Genomic DNA, 16,855 nt, shown 5'->3' with positions numbered 1-16,855 from the left:
GGCTGATCCGCTCTTTCCCGACATTCTCCAGTCCCTTTTCTCAGTCCCAATCAAGGGCCTTCCATCAAGAAAAATAGTCAAAAGTCAATATCATTCTATTCACCAAAAACCACTTTTGTTATAGTAACAAAAAGGAGAATGCAGATGAGAAATGAACGAAAAATCATTCAAGATAGCACCCTTGGTGTAGAGGCTTTATTATTTAACGGCATCCAGCAGGAGTTTCCTAACCATTGGCACGAATATTATGTGATTGGCTTGATGGAAGCTGGGACGCGTCAATTCACCTGTCAAAATACCTGCTATATCGTTGAAGCAGGCGACTTGATTTTGATTCCGCCAAAGGCCGCCCACCGCTGCCAGCAACTCACGGAGGAAAAGCTGGTTTACCGCAATATCCACTTAACCCCGGAGAACATGGCGGTACAAGTACAAAAAATTTTTAACACTCAATTGACGCCGCACTTTCCTGAACCGGTCATTCGCCAAGTGAAAGAAAAAGAGGAATTTCATGCAGTGCACCAGCTGTTGCTGTCGGATCGCGGCGATGAGTTTGAAAAGCAAGAACGCTTTACTTGTCTCCTTCACGACCTGCTTGTTCAGTATGCGGATTTCACCCACGAACAAACAGATCCGGTTTCAAATAAAGCCGCAGCGGCAAAAGCCTATATCGATCAACATTATCCTGAAAAATTGTCCTTGAGTGAATTAAGTGACGTTTTTGGAATGAATCAGTACGTCTTGATTCGGCAGTTTACCAAAGCGTATGGGCTGTCGCCGTTTCAATATTTAAGTACGGTGCGCATCAGTGCTGCCAAGAAAAGACTAGAAGCACAAGAAGCAATTGCAGAAGTCGCTTTTCTGACAGGTTTTAGTGACCAAAGTCATTTTACCCGTATCTTTAAAAGCTTGATTGGGGTTACCCCCAAAGCTTACCAAACAATTTACCAAGAAAATGGAGTGAGAACGTATGAATAACCAAGAAAAATGTGTCATGATTATCGATGAACAATTACCGATTGGCTTAGTTGCAAATACTGCTGCAATTTTAGGCGCAACCTTGGGCAAATTGTTTCCCGAAGGAATCGGAGAAGATATTTACGATTCGACAGGCAGAAAACACCTTGGCATTGTCAACTTTCCCATTCCTATCTTAAAAACGAACAAGGAGCAGTTGCAGACCATTCGTGAATCGATCAGTCAGCAAGCTGATCCAGAAGTAACCATCATTGATTTTTCCGACGTTGCTCAGATCACCAATTCTTACGAGCAATACCGTCAGACGCTTGAGACGATTCCCACAGAAACACTGGCTTATTTTGGTCTTTGTTTAAAAGGCAAGAAGAAGAGTATCAATAAAGTCGCTGGTAGTTTGCCGTTGTATCGGTAAAGCGCTAGTAAGAAAACGGTCGTTTAAAACAAATTTTCTTTTTGTCGGCCGAACAGTCTTCTTGCTATATACGTTATTTATAAACAGTCCTACAAAATAACAAACCCTTTTGAGGTGTTTGTTTTTTTGTAAGAGATTTTCTAGCATACATTTTCTTGCTCTTTGATTTTGCCAAGATCAATTGAAAAAATAAACTACTCTCCTTGATAAATATTCAACCCCACTTCAGTATCTTCTACACAACTTTTCGCTGGTGCTTTAACAATCAGAAAAAGAAAGTAAAAGTCTCCCACACAAGAAGAGGCATGTGCGGTAGCAATCAAGGTAAAAAGAGATGCCGTCAACCAGCCAAATAAATATAATAGAAAGAGGCCCACAGAAATGCCAAGGAATGGCGCCAATAAAATGATGGCAAATTTCCCTTTTGAATAAAAGGAATGGGGACTCGTGGCATATGCTACCCCATTTTTGAACCCAAACTTTACCTTCCCTTTAGGGTCAAAAAGCTTGAAGAAGGCACCATGGATCAATTCATGAACAATGATGAGAATAAAATACGCAACCATTAAGAGCAAAAGATCGAAAATAAACGAAGTTTCAGCATTTGACCCATGACCACCTAAGACGAAGAGTGTAAAGAACACATAGAAAAAAATAAAACTAGGGATCGCCGCGAGATTCAATCTCTTTATTGTTTTTTGATCATCCATTAAATTAATTTGTTTGAGTAATTTCATCGCTGTTCTCCTTTTCTTTTCGACATTCTTCTTAGTACTTAATTTCTATGAATTCCCTTTACCCAACCAACAAGAGCAGCAAACACAAAACCAGTGCCGTTAAAACGAAGAGGAAATTGATCGTTTCTGGCGCACCTTCGATCCTTCTCTTTAATGGCGGAGGACGAAAACTTGGATTCATGCTTTTCGTTTGGTAGTCCACGCTGCTTGATAAAAAGCTGTCGGAAGGGATCATAAACACCAAGAGAACGCCATAAATAATGGATGCAGGAATCAGGAGTGAGCATTTGGCTAAGTAGCCAATCAGTAGACTCACGATCAAAGGAATAGCTACGTATAAAGCACTTTGGTACAGTGATCGCCGAATTGGTTTCATAGGGAAGTCTCCTTAGTCAGTCTTCGTTACACACAGGAAAAAAATAATTTTATTTACTTATCAAATAAATATACCATTGCTTTCTAAGGGTGTAAACACGCAGAAAACCAATTCGATGCTGCCAAGTGCGGCTACCCAATGCTTGGTGCAAAAAAAGAAGTGGTTTCTTCCCACTTCTTAAAAAGCACTCTCCTTGCCTTTCTATCCTCGCTTAACCTCTCAAGATAATCGGAAACCGTTTAGTAAACCATTATACTTACCAGATTGCTTCCCCTCTTCCTTTTGAAAAAGCTATGACGCTGGACAAAGAAGCCTACGATCCTTGTCTCTCCTTTTGGCTTCCTACAACACCTATCCACTTGAGAAAAGACTGCTGAACCTTCTTTAGAAAAGAAAACGTCTCAAGAAAATATAATCGTGCGGTTTCTGCCCTTCCTTTTGGCTTCGTACAATGCTTGATCCGCTTGATAAAAAATTTCTGAAATGTCTAACGTAGGACCTGCTTCTGAAATCCCTGCTGAAAAGTAAAGGGTCAGTTGTGTTCCCTCTAGTTTCAACTGTTCATTGCTTAAGAACAAATGAAATTCTTCAATAATTTTTTTCACTGACACGGAAGTATTCTCTTTAAATAGGACTAAAAATTCTTCGCCACCATACCGATAGACTTCGACTAAATGGGAAGGACTTTTTTGATAGAGAAATGTCGTCAGTTTATCCGAAAAGAAGGTTAAGGCTTGATTGCCGATTTGATGTCCATGGTGATCATTGATCTGCTTAAAATGATCTAAATCCATCATCACCACGACCAGCTGATCCTTCTCGTTTATCACCAATTTTGAAATATCTTCGTTCAAACTACGGAAATTTTTTACCTTCGTCAACTCATCATAATTGCGCTCAATGATCTTCGTATTGATTTTTTCGAGAAAGTTTTTTTGATTCTGCAGATAATACTTCCATAAAGAAACGATTGCCACTGATCCAATCCCTAAAGTGACAGCATCCCAAAGACCAACTTCACGGCGATGAAAAAGCAATGCATTGACCATCGGCGAGACAACCGTAACCACAATCGAAAATAGATAAAAGACAGTATGATTTGTCTGTCCGTAAAATCTTTTCTTTAATAAGTAAGTAATGATTAAAATGATGTAATTTAATCCGATAATAAAGAGCATGGCTCCCCATTCGAATTTATTGATCAATGCAAAAAAAGTTAGCAAGATGACGGGGACCAGCCCAATCAGATATATTTTTTCTTTGAGGATACCAAAATAATAAATAAAGATTGGAATCGTATATTCATACGCAACATAACCGATACTGTTCAAAGAAAATGATATAATAAAGTAGACTTGCGAAATGAACAGAACGACACCGATAAGAATTTTAAATGACAAGCGTAAATTCAATTCTTTGAAGTTCTTGATAAACAGATCATACGAAATGAGCAAGCTTACAACTAAAACAGAATAGATCGCAGCATAAATCAGATGGACAAACACACTATTCCTTCTTTCTTTCATAGATTTTTCTTTAAAATCCTTCGCCCATGATTTTGAAAGGCTCGATTCTTTAACAATGCAGGTAAAGAACTCGATCTTCCTTTCCTGCACTTCATGAAACCAAAAATAAAACTACCCCAGAAAGGAGCAGAAACCAATGTCTGAGAAAATAGAACAAGAACTCTTATCGATATTTCCCCAATTATATTTTGATGCCCAGCCTATCTTTCAAATGAAAGCAGATAGTCAGAAAGTGATTGGCTACGAATTATTATTGAGAAGTACCGAAAGAAATAGGTTTCCCCTTTCCTTCTTCCAGCAAGTGATCAAATACAAAAAGCTACACACTCGCTTACTGCAATGGTACCGAAATGAAATTTTCAGCTTACTTCACCCGAATGAAGAAACAAAAATCAGTCTTAATATCCACCCGCAACAACTCAGCTACCCAGAAACCTTTCTGATGTTAGCTGACTTAGCACCCTACCATGATCGTATTTTGATTGAGATCACCGAAGACGATACGGAACCTTCTATCGCCTGTGATCCCAAGTCTTTTCTTATGAACAAAATCAACCAAATAAAAAAGATGAGCTTTTCTGTCGCATTGGATGATGTAGGGACAGGCATTCATTCACTGACAAATATTGCACCGATGCTGGATAAAATCGATGTGATCAAATTTTCGCCTATCTCGTTGCGAGTGCTGTCCCAAAAGGAGATTTTCTTTTTGATCGACTTCTGGCGAAATATCGCCAGCAATCGTAAAATCCAATTTATTGTCGAAGGGGTCGAAACCTCGGATATCCATGAGTACTTGCTTGAAGAAGAGATTTTTCTTCAACAAGGGTTTTATTTGGACAAACCTTCCCCAGCTAATCAATTAAAGCGAAAAAAATAGCCATCGCGTCGTTTATTTTTCTCACTATACGCGATTAAAAATAAACGAATATTAAAAAAATGAACAGATGCCCTTCAAATATAACACAAATAATTTTATTTGCAGAATTTTTGCTGATTCGGCATCGTTTTAACGGTGATTTTACATGAGAGGGAGTAGAAACCAAAGCAAAGACCTTTTTCAGATAAATGAATAGACAAAAAGCATTCAAGAAACCAATTCCTGAATGCTTTTTGTCTATTCACCCTTTTCTTCGATACAAACCTTCTATTTCAATCGCTCACCTTTACTAATTGCAGAAACATTAAAAATACTCATCACTTCTTACCAAATCGTTTTGCTAGAAGTGATTCCGACTATTCCCCTCCTTGATTTATCTCACGTTGAAAACCAGAGAATGCTTCGTTTCCATTCCTAGATTGTAACCGCACAATTCTTTCAGATAAAAGCGATAATCTTTTTCGACGATTCGGATGATCTCGTCATCGGAAAAATCGTCAAATCGCATCATTTCTGTGACTAAAACCAGTTTGGCATCGATTCCCAGAATATCTGGGGTGATCGCCCAAAATGTTTCTGGAGAAATCCCTGCTACCAATTGATCAAGTAACGTTAATTGCTTTTCTACATAAGAGGCTAAGGCACCATTTTCACGATTGGAATCCGTAAATTTCTTTTGAAATCCATCAAGATATTCTATCTTTGAAGTAAATACAGTCAAGCTTCTTTGCTCCTTTCTTTGAGGGGAACAAGCCCCCTTATTTTCTTCCTAAGTCTCAGCCTATTCTTTCTCGTTATCTATTCACTACTTTTTCTAGCTACTGAAAAAACACCAAGGTCCAGTAGTCAATGAAGAATATCCAGCAACCCTCTGACCAGCTGCTTGTAATGCTCTTTTTGATACTTCGCCTCATCTTCTGCCTTGATTGAAAGACTTTGCTCAATTGCTTCTTGAGGCATCAACAAATGGGTGTTCAAATTTGAGATGTACGAGACGCATTCTTCCAACAACTGATACTCTTTTTGTAGGACACTAGGTACTTTATACGTACGAAAAATGAACAAATAGCGAGCATTCGCTTTTATTTCTTCTATGTGATTATTTTCTAATAAGTAACGCATCTTATCTATTTGTTCCCCTTGGGGATAGGGGCTAGAATCTGCAGTCAGCAGATGATAGTAGTAGCCAATATATTCACTATTTATGATGGTTCTTTCAAACGCTTCTTTCTTGATCTTCATCTTCTGTATCCTTTCAAAACTATCACTGACCTCACTTATACAGCGTTTGTGGTATCACTAAGGACTGCTTACCTTTATGATTCATTTTTTATCCGCTCTACTCTTTCATTAAAAAAGAGAAACTGTAAGTTTTCCTCACAGTTTCTCCTTTACGCTTCTAGCGATGACGATAGTTAAGGAGCGACGCTTTCACCGTGCTTCTTTTTTCTTGTCGCTGCAATGACAAACAGTACTAAGAGTGCATACCCAAGGATGATCAAACGAGTGGTGTTTGAAGAACCTGTTTGCGGTAATTTCCCTTGTCCGATTTGAGAAGCATCTGCGACGATCGTTTTCTTATTGTCATCGTCTGCTTCTTCCTCTTCCTTCGCTGTTTCACCAATTCGACCAGTCACAGTGACCTGCCCTGTTGTCGCCTCTGCGACAACGGTTTCTGATAGATCCCAGACAGTCAGAGCCAGTAATGCAGCGATGAAAAAAATGATTCTTTTTCGTTTTTTCATACGATAGATCCCTTCTTTACTGGGATTTCAGTTTTTAGTCTTCCTCTACATCCGGCGCAAAACTCAAGACCAATTTGAAACTTGGGTTTGATTCTTCTGATGCATTGACAGGTGTTGCTTCACCAGTGAACGCAAACGTCCCTTCATTCGTTCCTTGGTTGCCTTCAAGGGTAAACAATTCTGTTTCTGTTACAGTTGGTGTGCCGTTTTCAAACAACTCAATCCCGTTTACGTTTAACAAGTCTACTTCAGACATATTCAATGGTGTATCAACACCTGCAACAGAAGCGATCACACCAACTGCTGAGTTATTTGTCACTGTGTACGTAGGCGAAACGATCTCTGTATGACTTGACGCTTCTGTCGTATAGAACAAAGCAGTCGTTGGAATCGTTACATTGATCCATTGGTTCAAATCATCGGGATTTGGTCCAGGTGTTGTATTATCGAATTCACCGATGATCCCGTTTACTTGGACATCTCCTGACGTATCGCCTTCACGTCCGTCAATAGTTTGTGTCGCAAAAGCGGTGGTGCCGCTTGCGATTACTCCTGCGATCGTTGCTGTACTTAGAATAGCTGCTACAAATTTTTTCATTTTTATTTCCTCACTTTTCCTTTTTTTAATTCTTAACGATAATCGTTAATTCAGCTTCAGTGACCCCTTGTTTTTCTTTGCTTTCAGGGTCGTAAATATTGATGGTGGCTTTGGCAGGATACTCGCCTTTTGCCAATGGTGTCGCCAAGGCGACATTTTCAACAAATTGATTTGGATAGATCGCACCGGAAGAATAGATGACTTCCCCGCTCGACAGTAAAGAGATATCCACGGCGATTGGGTACACATTGGTGCCTGGATTAACGATTTCGATGGATCCCGTGCTTTGACCATCTTCAAAAATGGCTTCTGGATTGATTTGCAGGGTGAAATAATTCGCATCTGCAATTTCCTGCGCCCGTTCAGATAATCGTTGATCGGTGGCATCGCCAGATTCAGGCAAAAGGTCTGCACTGATCAACGGAACTGCTTCTTTTGATTGATAGAAATAGTACCCGAGTCCACCGGCAAGTACGGCCAATAGCAACAACCACCAGAGCCATTTCCGTCGTTTTTTATTTTCGGTTTGATTCGTTTGCTCCAATGGATTCACCTCCTTCACGTTTGGTACGATCTTTTTTTTCTTAGTCTCGTGGAACAAAGCGTAAGACGATGCGATAATTCGGTACGAGCAAGTCTTCATAATATCCGCCTTGATCGGCTTCTGAATCAACGACCCATTGCGGGTAATCCCCATAGAAATCCCCTGTTAAGGAAATCGGCACGCGACTTCTTTCTTCTAAGCGAACCAAGTGTTGTTCTTCCATCGCTTCATAGAGTTGAATCTGGGTTTCTTCCGTTTTTAGGTTCAATCGCAACAGCGGGGTTGAGATATCGTCATAAGTAAGGGTTGGGTCTTCCTCTTCGCTTTCACTTTCAGCGTAATCGAGGGGGTCTTCTCCCTCTTCTAACAAGACGATTCCGGCATGATCATCGATCGCCAATTGATTGATATAGGTATCCACAGCAAGTGGCGATTGATTGCGGATCTCATACGCTTGGCTTTCAAAATTACGATTCGATTCCGCCGTATTGTACAAGGATTCAAAGACCATTTTGGTCGGGATCGTCACTCGCATATGCTCAAGTTTCGATGTCACATCGATACCGATGGTCATCTGGTAGGCTTTATTCCCCACCTCAAGAACAGCGAAGTAACTGCCGTCTTCGTCCACTTCTCGTGTAAGATCCGTTTCTACGATGCGAAAGTCATCCGTCATATCCGCTTCCGTCAACACATTTGCGGCTTGCGCGCGACTTTCTTGAAGGATCAAAGCATCTAATTCTTCTTGCGTGCTTAATTCATTAATTTTATAGCGATCTAAAGTGATATTGTATGCTTCAAAATTCACACCTTTAATCACGGTTTGACGAGCGGTCACATCGACATAGGTCTCAATCGAAGGTTTCGATAAGAAAATCGACACTTCTGTCTCTGTTTCCAATCGCTCATTTTCTCTTAAGGGAATGCGGAAATAGCGATACAGCTGATTTTCATCCCGATAGTCGCCCCATTCGATTCGTTCAGAGTTTTTGTCCAATTCGACGATTTCTCCATCGGTATTTGTATAGGAGATCAAGGTGACATCGGTATCCTCGTACATGGAACCAGTGATTTCAGTCGACTGATCACTCAATGCATCGATTCGGGCAATGAGGCCTTCTGGTTCTGAAAAACGAATCTTATTGAAGTTATTCTTAGCAATCACTTGGTAAATGTCCGTTTGTTTTTCCAGACTTTCCAAAGAACCCTCTAATTGCTCGCCACTCAGTAATCTGGAACGCGCTTCGCCATTTCCTGTGCCGCCATAAGGGAATGTATTCCCCCCATTTCGATTGATTCGCATCGTTCCGGAAATATTGATAAATTCTTCTGTTGGTTCATCTAAAGAAGCATTTTCCCAAACTGCTAATTTTTGACTCGCAACATTGATTCTCAAACCGTTCGCAACCGTATTTTGTGCAGATCGGATCAAACGCTGCAATTGCGCATTGGCTTGACCAGTTCTTGTCGTAGGATGACTAATTTCAAACAAATTCACATTGTTTATATTCAATCGTGCATTGGCAAGTCTGAAATAAAGAACTTCAGATTTATTTCTTATGGTTTCCAATACAACCGTAGAATCTTCTCCTGCCGAAAATGAATTCCGCACATTGACTAACGGGCGATTGATAAATTCCGCCGATGTTCCCATGCCTGTCCGATTATCGGTCATGGAAAAATTAGCTCTGGCCCCTACTGTGATATTCGCAAATGAATTCGAATGATTGCTTGAGGCATTGCCTCCCGCCTGAGTATTTAAACCTCTCGCAACACCTTTAAATGTTGCCTCATCATTGAGAATGAAATTAGAGGAAGTCGTTACTCTAAAGATTCCTCCAGATTGATCCACGTCGAGGGTAGCCCCTTTACCAATCCGAACAAATGAATTACTAGCAGTCAACCAAATAAATCGGGAATCTGAAGTCGTTCGATCTCTTCTTGACGTCATGGTAGCATTGTCTTGCAACTCCACTCTTTGTGATACTCGGATTCTGGAATAATTTTGACTTGTTGCTGAATTTTGAATCGCCGTCGTTGTTGGCTCTGTCAAATGCACTTCAGCATGTTGCGCAAGCGTAACTGAACGAACAGTGGTGTTTCCTGTCATTCCTCTAGCAGCGTTTATTCTCGTATAGGAATTTTCGCCGAATAACAGATCTGTTGTTCCGACTCCCTGTAGAAATCGTCCACCAGTATCAACTTCGACTTTACTTCCTTCTTCCATCGTAAATTTCGAATTCGCCAAGGTTAAACGAAAAACGGCTCGTGCAGCTTGTCGCGTTGTATGATTGACCGTTACTTCCGCTTCACGACCTAGTTTGATTTCTTCTCTAAACCGGAAAAAATCAACATTTGCATTGCTTCGTCCAGAAACGGTGATTTCGGAGTGATCGCCCACATGCAACCGGCGAATGGTTGAAGAAGCAGCAGATGAGGTACCACCGGTAAAGCCTTGTGCGGTTTGTAGGCTGATCGTATTTGCTTCACCAATATAGATATCTGTTGTGCTGCGACCAGTCACCAATGGTCCTACTTGATTGAGGGTGATGGTTGCATTTGCTTCTGACAAAAATTGTGAAGCCGTCGACGTTGAACCCAGTGCAATGAAAGGATTGGCTGCTGATGATGTGCGAGAATAATTGATCGCTGCTTTTTCTCCTAGGAAGAAACGTCGTTGCACGGAAAAAGAATTGGCTGCTGTGCTCGTTGAATGCTCAGCAACATTGATTTCAGCCCCTTCAAGCAGCTCAAATTGATCGACCATCGTTCCAGCGGTAAAACCATTCCCTAATACGCCCGTTAGTTTTGAGTATTTCCCTAAAGTGACATGGGACAAACTTGCGTTGACAAACGCCCCTCGCTGGTTCACGGCTATTTCAGAATAGTCACCAATGGTGATTTTCCCGTTGCTTGATGCTAAGCCGATGACGACATTCGATGTACTTGCTGAAGAGGTCGTTCGCGTTCTCGGCACGTCAATTGTTGTATGACTTCCGATTTGAACCGAAGACGTTGCGAAAAAGGTTCGATACGCTTGACCAACAGTGGCATTACTAGGTTCACTTATGGTTATATCCACCTGATCACCAATCGCAATACTGTTGACTGCTACGTTGCCATTAAACCCGTTGCTATGCTGATTGTTCATTTTCACGTGGTCTTGAATCACTATCGTGGTACTAGCCACACCCGTAAACATCGGTCCATGCTGCGATATTCGCGTTTGTGTATTCTCCCCAAAATCGATGGAGGAATTTGCACTTTGGAGCTGGATAAAAGCTCCGGTCGTTGTGCCCGTCCGCGTTCCTTCAATAATGGTAGGTTGGTCCGCGGTACTATTTTCAACGATGAAGCGGTGTCCGACATTGATGGCGGGCGTCCCGCTGACCGTCCCGTACTCAGATAGTTTTAACTGACTCCCTGCTTGTAACCTTACTTCGCCTAGCGTGCTGGTGGAATTACCAGAAAGCCCCTGTCCCGTGCCAACATCTAGTGTTGCCCCGGTTGCTAGCGTCAACCGACTATCTTGATTGGCATTTGGTAGGGAAACCATTGCGCCAGATTGGCGAATCGTGGTCATACTTCCTTGACCAAAATCAAGGCTTGCTGCGGTACCTGTCATGTGAAAGACAGTGCCAGTATTGCTGTTGGTACTTCGGGTGACAGAAATTTCAGCTTGGCTAGCGACTGCTACTTGATTCATTTCAAAGATTGGTGTGGCATTTGATGAGCGATGATTGATCGTCAATTGGCCTTCGACCAAGAGTCCTTCAGCCGTGAATAACGTTGGAATGGAAGACGTCGCTGTCGTCACCACATTGGTTCCTTTGAAATGAAGATGTGCTTGGTTGTTATTCACCACGCGTCCTGCGGTAGTGGTCAGCTCCAGTTGGGTATCTTCAAAGGTAATCGTTGAAGCCCCAGTTGTTTGAGCCAGCCCTTGCGCCGACTGAATGCCTTGTTGTTGCACCCCTTGCCAAGTCAGTTGAACAGGTGCCGCAAACTGCATCAGGTTCTCTGCCGCCGTCTGCGAAACGATCACAGGTGTATCTTGACTACGAAAAGTAACGTCTGCCCGTTGGATACCACTGATTGGCTCAGTTAATGCCAAGTTGTTGGCAAAAGTAAGCACCAAGGATTGATCATTGGCGATTTCTTCGTAATGATACTCCGTGCCATCTTCATCGGTGAAGGATTCCCCAAGTAAAATTGCCCGCAATTGCGCCTCACTTGCTACAGTCAATGCGACCGCTGAAGCTTCAGCATCAAACCTTTCGACTTGCTCATTCTCAGCTTCTGTTTCCGCTTCATCTTCTGAGCTATCTGGCGTTTCTGCTTCGGGCAGTGCTTCATTTTCCTCTGCTTCTTCTTGGCTAGCTGTCGTGGAATCATCCGTGGCTTCCGAAGAAGATTGTTCTTCACTGCTTTCTTCGGTTGTTTCTTGGTCTTCCGATAGATCAGCAGAATTAGTGGTTTCCTCAGTTGAGGAGTGTTGCGTCTCTTCAGAAAGTGACTCTGTTTCTGCATAAGCAACTTGCTGGAACGCCAGCGTCGTGTTGACCGCCGTGCTGCTTAGTAGGAATACTGCAGAAAACAATGTAAGTAGTTTCATCATATCCTCCTTTCTTCAAGTCTTTGGTGCGTCAAGAAGGTTGAAGCTAAGAAACAGCCTCCTCCTTTTCACACAAAGTTGTCTCAATATTCTTCGTTTTTGGGGGAACGACAAAAAAAGACATTTGGACGAATCAAATGTCTGAAGAAAGTTGTTAGATTGGGTTTTTGTAAAATAATATCTACATACGAGTTCCGTTTTCTTAAAAACGAAGGTTATTGAGACGAAAAAAACTGTAAGTGTATCACGCGTGGTCCTTACTAAACTAAGAATAGCGTGGTCCTTTAGCAAAATAAAATCATTATTTTCATAAACACCTGAAATAGATGAATAAATAACCTACCTCTTTCACTGTGTGAAAGGTACGGGAATGGGTTTAAAAAAGCGGTTTTTGATACGGGTTTATTTTCCGTTCAAGATGTTCCCAATCTCGATCATCTGGAAGAGATTTTAATAATAAATAATCTGTTTTGACTTTGTAATCGACGAGATAGCGATTGTAATTGGTCACGATCAAATCAATATGTGATCCATTTAGCGTCTTCTTTGTTAAATATTGCAGCTGCACAAAGGTCAACTCGTGCTTGCTGCCAAACCGCTGGATTGCTCGAGTTTGAATGTGCTGGCACACAAAATGATCTCCTTCTAGGAGAAAATAAATGGTTTTTGCTGGTGCGTAATAATCGAAAATCAACTCGCTATAAATTGTTAAACTGACACAGATGTCTTCTAAGTAAGCACTAGACAAAGAGAGTTTTTTGCTCTGCTCCTTAAGAAATTGTAAGTTCTTTTGATAATTCTCGCTGTTGGAACGCATGATCACTTCTTTGATATCATCCATTTCCTTGTTCAAAACCGGCGCAATCGCATGGTTTATTTTCCTCGATAAAAAGAAAGAACGTAAAAACGTCGCCACCGTAATGGCTTGCTCTTTGGGCACATCATGGTTCTGCAGAAACAATTCGGCCACGTTTGCAATCGCTGTACCTTGATGAAACTGACGGTAAAATTTTTGCTCTCGTTCTTCTTGATCCAAGGTTCGCTTACACAGGGTGACCAAGTAAATCCAAGCAAATTCTTCTTTGGGCAACTGGGTCTGATAGATTTCTTCAATGCCTTTTTTCAAGGAATAAAGTTTGGCGAAACTATTCCCTTTATACGCTTGCCTGACCAGTTCTTTGGGCACAGTGATATGATAGCCAAGGCTCGCGCGTTTGATGGCAATATAAAACGTATAGTAAAACGCTGCGGGGGTCGCCCCAGATCCGATTTCATAATAGCCGAACTTGTCATCCAATTGCCCTAAAATCAAGTCATGCAATGCTTGGTCTGGGACCAATGTATAGATCGTTTCGACCCCTTCATAGTAAAAATCTTTGAAAAACTTACGTAAGTTGGCTTCGCTTCCTTCAATCGTTAAAGGATTGGAGGTCCATTGTAAGCCATAGCTTTTCAAAATAGGGTTGCGCTGATTAAGTAAGCGCCGAAATGTACTCTCTGAAAAATGGTAATGATGTGCTAGCTCATCCACCTTAGCTAACTTGCCATGAAAGATATTCCCGATAATTTCAAATAAGCATTCATTTTTTAACAAACTTTGTTTTCTTTTTTGATATTCTGTAGGCTTTTTCTCTTCGAAAACAAACCCGCTATTGCCGGAAACAAGAACTATACTGTCCCCAAAATATTCTTTCATGTATTTGATATCATTGGCAATCGTCCGCTGAGTTACCTGATTGCGCTCAGCTAAGTCGCCAATCGTAAACACCCGATCTCGCTCAATCGTACTCAACAGCCGAAACAACCGCGCGGTTGTGCGGTTGCTGATGAAGGCCAATTGCAGCTCTCTCATCCACTCCACTCCTTTTTCAAGAGATTCTTTTCTATACTATTACATAAATAGACCACTATTTGGTAATTATATACTCAAATTTACAGTATTTTTATCAAAAAACCTACTAATAATGAAAAAAATAGCGTTCTGAATTTTATTTTCTAACTTGTAATCGCTTCTTCGATGGAATGAAAAAAGCCGCAAGCAACACTCGATGAAAAGAGCTGCTTACGGCTAGTCTTGGTTTTTTCGTTAAAATAAATACTGCGCAGTAATCGACGATTGACAATTAATCAGTTGGTCTGGGGTTCCTTCGTACAAGATTTCACCACCACGAATCCCACCATCAACACCGACATCGATCAGCCAATCCGCTGCTTTCATGACCTCAAGGTTGTGTTCGATCACGATCACCGTATTGCCTTTTTCTACTAATCGTTCGATGATCGCCAAGATGCTTTTGATGTCTGCCATGTGCAATCCGGTCGTTGGTTCATCCATAATGTAGATATTGCCTTTTTTGCTTAATTCTTTTGCTAACTTCAGTCGTTGGCATTCACCGCCAGACAAGGTATTTAATGGCTGTCCGAGGGTCATGTATCCTAGTCCTACAGCCAAAATCTGTTTTAGTTTTCTTTGAATCGCTTTTTCCTCAAAAAACTCCACCGCTTCCGTGATACTCATGGCAAGGACTTCATCGATCGACTTGCCTTTCAAGCGATACTGGTAGACTTCTTCTTTAAACCGTTTGCCGCCGCAGGCCTGACACAAAACCTCGACGGAATCCATAAAGGACAGCTCCATCTTGATGGTCCCGTGGCCCTTACATGTTTCACAAGCACCTTCGGAATTGTAGGAAAAAAGACCTGCTGAAACCTTGTTTTCTTGCGAAAACAACTTGCGAATGTCATTCATGATTCCTGAATAGGTTGCAGGATTAGAGCGAATATTCCCCGCCACCGCTGATTGATCGATCGTAATGGCTTCAGGGTATTCTTTGGCAAAAACACCATTTACCAAACTGCTCTTTCCAGAACCAGCGACACCGGTCACCACCGTAAATACCCCTAATGGCACCCGCAGTGCTGTGTTTTTCAAGTTATGCAGCGTCGATTTTTTCGTTTCGATAAACTGTTGGCTTCTGCGAGGGGTTTCTTTGAAATCCACCATCTGTCCAAAGGCTTTGCCAGTCAGTGTATCTGAGCGCAGCAAACCTTCAAAGGTTCCTTCGTAAGTAATATAGCCGCCATTTTTTCCAGCTTTAGGACCAACATCGATAATGTGATCGGCTGCTTTAATGACATCTGGGTCATGCTCCACTACGATGACGGTGTTCCCTTTGTCCCGTAGTTTGACTAACAATTCATTCAATCGATGGACATCCCTTGGATGCAGCCCAATACTCGGTTCATCAAAAATGTAGATCACATCGTTCAAGCTAGAAGACAAGTGTTTGACCATTTTTACCCGCTGACTTTCCCCACCAGAAAGCGTCGTTGTTTCACGGTCTAAGGAAACATAATCCAACCCGATATTGATCAGATCAGTGATTCTCGCTTGGATGTTTTGAAGCAGGGGTTGGACACTCTCCTCCGAGATTTCTTGAAGAACCGTCAATAGTTCATCCACTTGCATCGCCAAAACGTCCGCAATCGAATAGCCCGCGATTTTACACGCGAGTACTTGTGGATTGAATCGCTTTCCCTGACAGTCAGGACACTTCTGCTCATTCATGAAAGAAGCGATTTTCTTCTGCGTAGCAGCGGAGCTTTCATTGCCACCTTTGATATTGGAGCGATTAAAACGAGCGACTAAGCCTTCATAGGTGGAACTCATGCCTTCCATATACAAGGAATCGATTTTTTCTCCTTGGGCATACAAAAAGCGGTTCATTTCCTCTTCGCTATATTCTTTCAACGGCTTGTCATTGTCAAAAAAGCCCGTATTGGTGAAGGACTTCAGTAGCCAAGAGCCGACTTTGTAGCCAGGAAGCAGGATCGCCCCTTCGTTCAAGGACTTTTCAAGATCCAGTGCCTTTTCTAAATCTAACCCGACGATCCGCCCAATCCCTTCGCAAGTGGGACACATCCCATGAGGGTCATTGAAGGAAAAATTCCATGCAGGACCTAAATACGGTTGACCAAGACGAGAAAAAAGCAAGCGGATCAAGGGGTTGATATCCGTGATCGTCCCTAATGTAGAGCGGGAATTGCCGCCTAAACGGCTTTGATCAACTACTACCGCCATCGAAAGATTGTCGATGGCATCCGCATCGGGCTGGCTGTATTTTGGCAAAAAGTTGCGGACAAATTTCGAAAAGTTCTCATTCAGCTGTCGACCAGCTTCTTGTGCGATCGTGTCAAAGACGATCGATGACTTGCCAGAACCAGAGACACCCGTGAAAATCGTGATTTTTCTTTTGGGAATCTTCAAGTCAAAGCCCTTCAAATTGTTCTGCCTGGCGTTGTGGATCGTAATGTATTCCTGCATGCTATACCCTCCCAGATTCTATTGAATTTTTACAGTGAGCGACCATTATAGCACAAACATTCTCGCTGTTTCTCGGAATTTTGCAAAAAAACTATGTTTATTTTATGTTTTGTTCTCAAT

The 16,855-nt window shown here is 41.8% G+C and carries 14 protein-coding genes; 3 read left to right on the top strand and 11 right to left on the bottom strand.

What is annotated here, in order from left to right; translation table 11 throughout:
- The first annotated feature begins 144 nt into the window (after positions 1-144).
- Together IGJ12_RS02620 and IGJ12_RS02615 are read left to right on the top strand one after the other, a co-directional pair.
- Positions 145-978, top strand: coding sequence for a helix-turn-helix domain-containing protein (locus IGJ12_RS02620; RefSeq protein WP_430619310.1), 834 nt, complete (start codon positions 145-147; stop codon positions 976-978).
- Positions 971-1,390: a DUF2000 domain-containing protein gene (locus IGJ12_RS02615; protein WP_086372605.1), complete on the top strand. Its 420-nt coding sequence runs from the start codon at positions 971-973 to the stop codon at positions 1,388-1,390. The genes IGJ12_RS02620 and IGJ12_RS02615 overlap by 8 nt, the downstream gene beginning before the upstream one ends.
- 194 nt (positions 1,391-1,584) lie before the next feature.
- Here the strand turns inward: IGJ12_RS02615 and IGJ12_RS02610 are convergent, their stop codons facing one another.
- The 3 genes from IGJ12_RS02610 to IGJ12_RS02600 form a co-directional block, all read right to left on the bottom strand.
- Positions 1,585-2,127 carry a DUF3267 domain-containing protein gene (locus IGJ12_RS02610; protein ID WP_430619309.1) on the bottom strand — a complete coding sequence of 181 codons (543 nt, stop codon included), beginning with the start codon at positions 2,125-2,127 and terminating at the stop codon, positions 1,585-1,587.
- 58 nt (positions 2,128-2,185) lie between these two features.
- On the bottom strand, positions 2,186-2,503 hold the full coding sequence (locus IGJ12_RS02605) for a hypothetical protein (protein ID WP_005232089.1): 318 nt from the start codon (positions 2,501-2,503) through the stop codon (positions 2,186-2,188).
- 401 nt (positions 2,504-2,904) lie between these two features.
- Entirely contained in the window at positions 2,905-4,029 is a 1,125-nt protein-coding gene (locus IGJ12_RS02600; protein ID WP_430619308.1) for a GGDEF domain-containing protein, read from the bottom strand.
- Positions 4,030-4,165: 136 nt separating this feature from the next.
- Here IGJ12_RS02600 and IGJ12_RS02595 point away from each other — a divergent pair, with 136 nt between their 5' ends.
- Complete coding sequence (locus tag IGJ12_RS02595) at positions 4,166-4,909, top strand: EAL domain-containing protein (RefSeq protein WP_429967629.1); 744 nt, start codon at positions 4,166-4,168, stop codon at positions 4,907-4,909.
- 373 nt (positions 4,910-5,282) lie between these two features.
- On the opposite strand, the gene IGJ12_RS02590 is transcribed toward IGJ12_RS02595, so the two are convergent.
- The 8 genes from IGJ12_RS02590 to IGJ12_RS02555 all read right to left on the bottom strand — a co-directional run bounded on the left by IGJ12_RS02590 (position 5,283) and on the right by IGJ12_RS02555 (position 16,735).
- On the bottom strand, positions 5,283-5,630 hold the full coding sequence (locus IGJ12_RS02590; RefSeq protein ID WP_016611346.1) for a DUF7006 family protein: 348 nt from the start codon (positions 5,628-5,630) through the stop codon (positions 5,283-5,285).
- 125 nt (positions 5,631-5,755) lie between these two features.
- A complete protein-coding gene (locus IGJ12_RS02585) occupies positions 5,756-6,151 on the bottom strand; it encodes a hypothetical protein (protein ID WP_429967628.1) in 396 nt (131 codons plus the stop codon).
- Between the two features lie 173 nt (positions 6,152-6,324).
- Positions 6,325-6,654 (bottom strand): LPXTG cell wall anchor domain-containing protein, encoded by a 330-nt coding sequence (locus IGJ12_RS02580; protein ID WP_008377889.1) that lies wholly within the window; start codon positions 6,652-6,654, stop codon positions 6,325-6,327.
- A 34-nt stretch (positions 6,655-6,688) separates the two neighbouring features.
- On the bottom strand, positions 6,689-7,252 hold the full coding sequence (locus IGJ12_RS02575; protein WP_008377887.1) for a hypothetical protein: 564 nt from the start codon (positions 7,250-7,252) through the stop codon (positions 6,689-6,691).
- A 25-nt stretch (positions 7,253-7,277) separates the two neighbouring features.
- The gene (locus IGJ12_RS02570) at positions 7,278-7,796 is read right to left on the bottom strand and encodes a hypothetical protein (RefSeq protein WP_034871937.1); all 519 of its coding nucleotides are present in this window, start codon (positions 7,794-7,796) and stop codon (positions 7,278-7,280) included.
- Positions 7,797-7,836: 40 nt separating this feature from the next.
- The gene (locus IGJ12_RS02565; RefSeq protein WP_429967627.1) at positions 7,837-12,414 is read right to left on the bottom strand and encodes a hypothetical protein; all 4,578 of its coding nucleotides are present in this window, start codon (positions 12,412-12,414) and stop codon (positions 7,837-7,839) included.
- A 373-nt stretch (positions 12,415-12,787) separates the two neighbouring features.
- The gene (locus IGJ12_RS02560) at positions 12,788-14,263 is read right to left on the bottom strand and encodes a helix-turn-helix domain-containing protein (protein WP_016620737.1); all 1,476 of its coding nucleotides are present in this window, start codon (positions 14,261-14,263) and stop codon (positions 12,788-12,790) included.
- 234 nt (positions 14,264-14,497) lie between these two features.
- Positions 14,498-16,735, bottom strand: a complete 2,238-nt coding sequence (locus tag IGJ12_RS02555; protein ID WP_430619307.1) for an ATP-binding cassette domain-containing protein — start codon at positions 16,733-16,735, stop codon at positions 14,498-14,500.
- Positions 16,736-16,855 lie beyond the last annotated feature (120 nt).

Origin of the sequence: Enterococcus sp. DIV0802b (assembly GCF_050543535.1) — a bacterium.
In the GTDB taxonomy this organism is placed as follows: Bacteria; Bacillota; Bacilli; order Lactobacillales; family Enterococcaceae; genus Enterococcus_D; species Enterococcus_D entomosocium.
Note: the sequence above shows the minus strand (reverse complement) of the source record. Positions and strands in the feature narration are given on the sequence as shown.

Excerpts from the sequence above, each read along its gene's own strand:
- IGJ12_RS02595 (WP_429967629.1), top strand. The coding sequence starts at position 4,166 with ATGTCTGAGAAAATAGAACAAGAACTCTTATCGATATTTCCCCAATTA.
- IGJ12_RS02610 (WP_430619309.1), bottom strand. The coding sequence starts at position 2,127 with ATGAAATTACTCAAACAAATTAATTTAATGGATGATCAAAAAACAATA.
- IGJ12_RS02585 (WP_429967628.1), bottom strand. The coding sequence starts at position 6,151 with ATGAAGATCAAGAAAGAAGCGTTTGAAAGAACCATCATAAATAGTGAA.
- IGJ12_RS02580 (WP_008377889.1), bottom strand. The coding sequence starts at position 6,654 with ATGAAAAAACGAAAAAGAATCATTTTTTTCATCGCTGCATTACTGGCT.
- IGJ12_RS02575 (WP_008377887.1), bottom strand. The coding sequence starts at position 7,252 with ATGAAAAAATTTGTAGCAGCTATTCTAAGTACAGCAACGATCGCAGGA.
- IGJ12_RS02620 (WP_430619310.1), top strand. The coding sequence starts at position 145 with ATGAGAAATGAACGAAAAATCATTCAAGATAGCACCCTTGGTGTAGAG.
- IGJ12_RS02555 (WP_430619307.1), bottom strand. The coding sequence starts at position 16,735 with ATGCAGGAATACATTACGATCCACAACGCCAGGCAGAACAATTTGAAG.
- IGJ12_RS02600 (WP_430619308.1), bottom strand. The coding sequence starts at position 4,029 with ATGAAAGAAAGAAGGAATAGTGTGTTTGTCCATCTGATTTATGCTGCG.
- IGJ12_RS02560 (WP_016620737.1), bottom strand. The coding sequence starts at position 14,263 with ATGAGAGAGCTGCAATTGGCCTTCATCAGCAACCGCACAACCGCGCGG.
- IGJ12_RS02605 (WP_005232089.1), bottom strand. The coding sequence starts at position 2,503 with ATGAAACCAATTCGGCGATCACTGTACCAAAGTGCTTTATACGTAGCT.
- IGJ12_RS02615 (WP_086372605.1), top strand. The coding sequence starts at position 971 with ATGAATAACCAAGAAAAATGTGTCATGATTATCGATGAACAATTACCG.
- IGJ12_RS02565 (WP_429967627.1), bottom strand. The coding sequence starts at position 12,414 with ATGATGAAACTACTTACATTGTTTTCTGCAGTATTCCTACTAAGCAGC.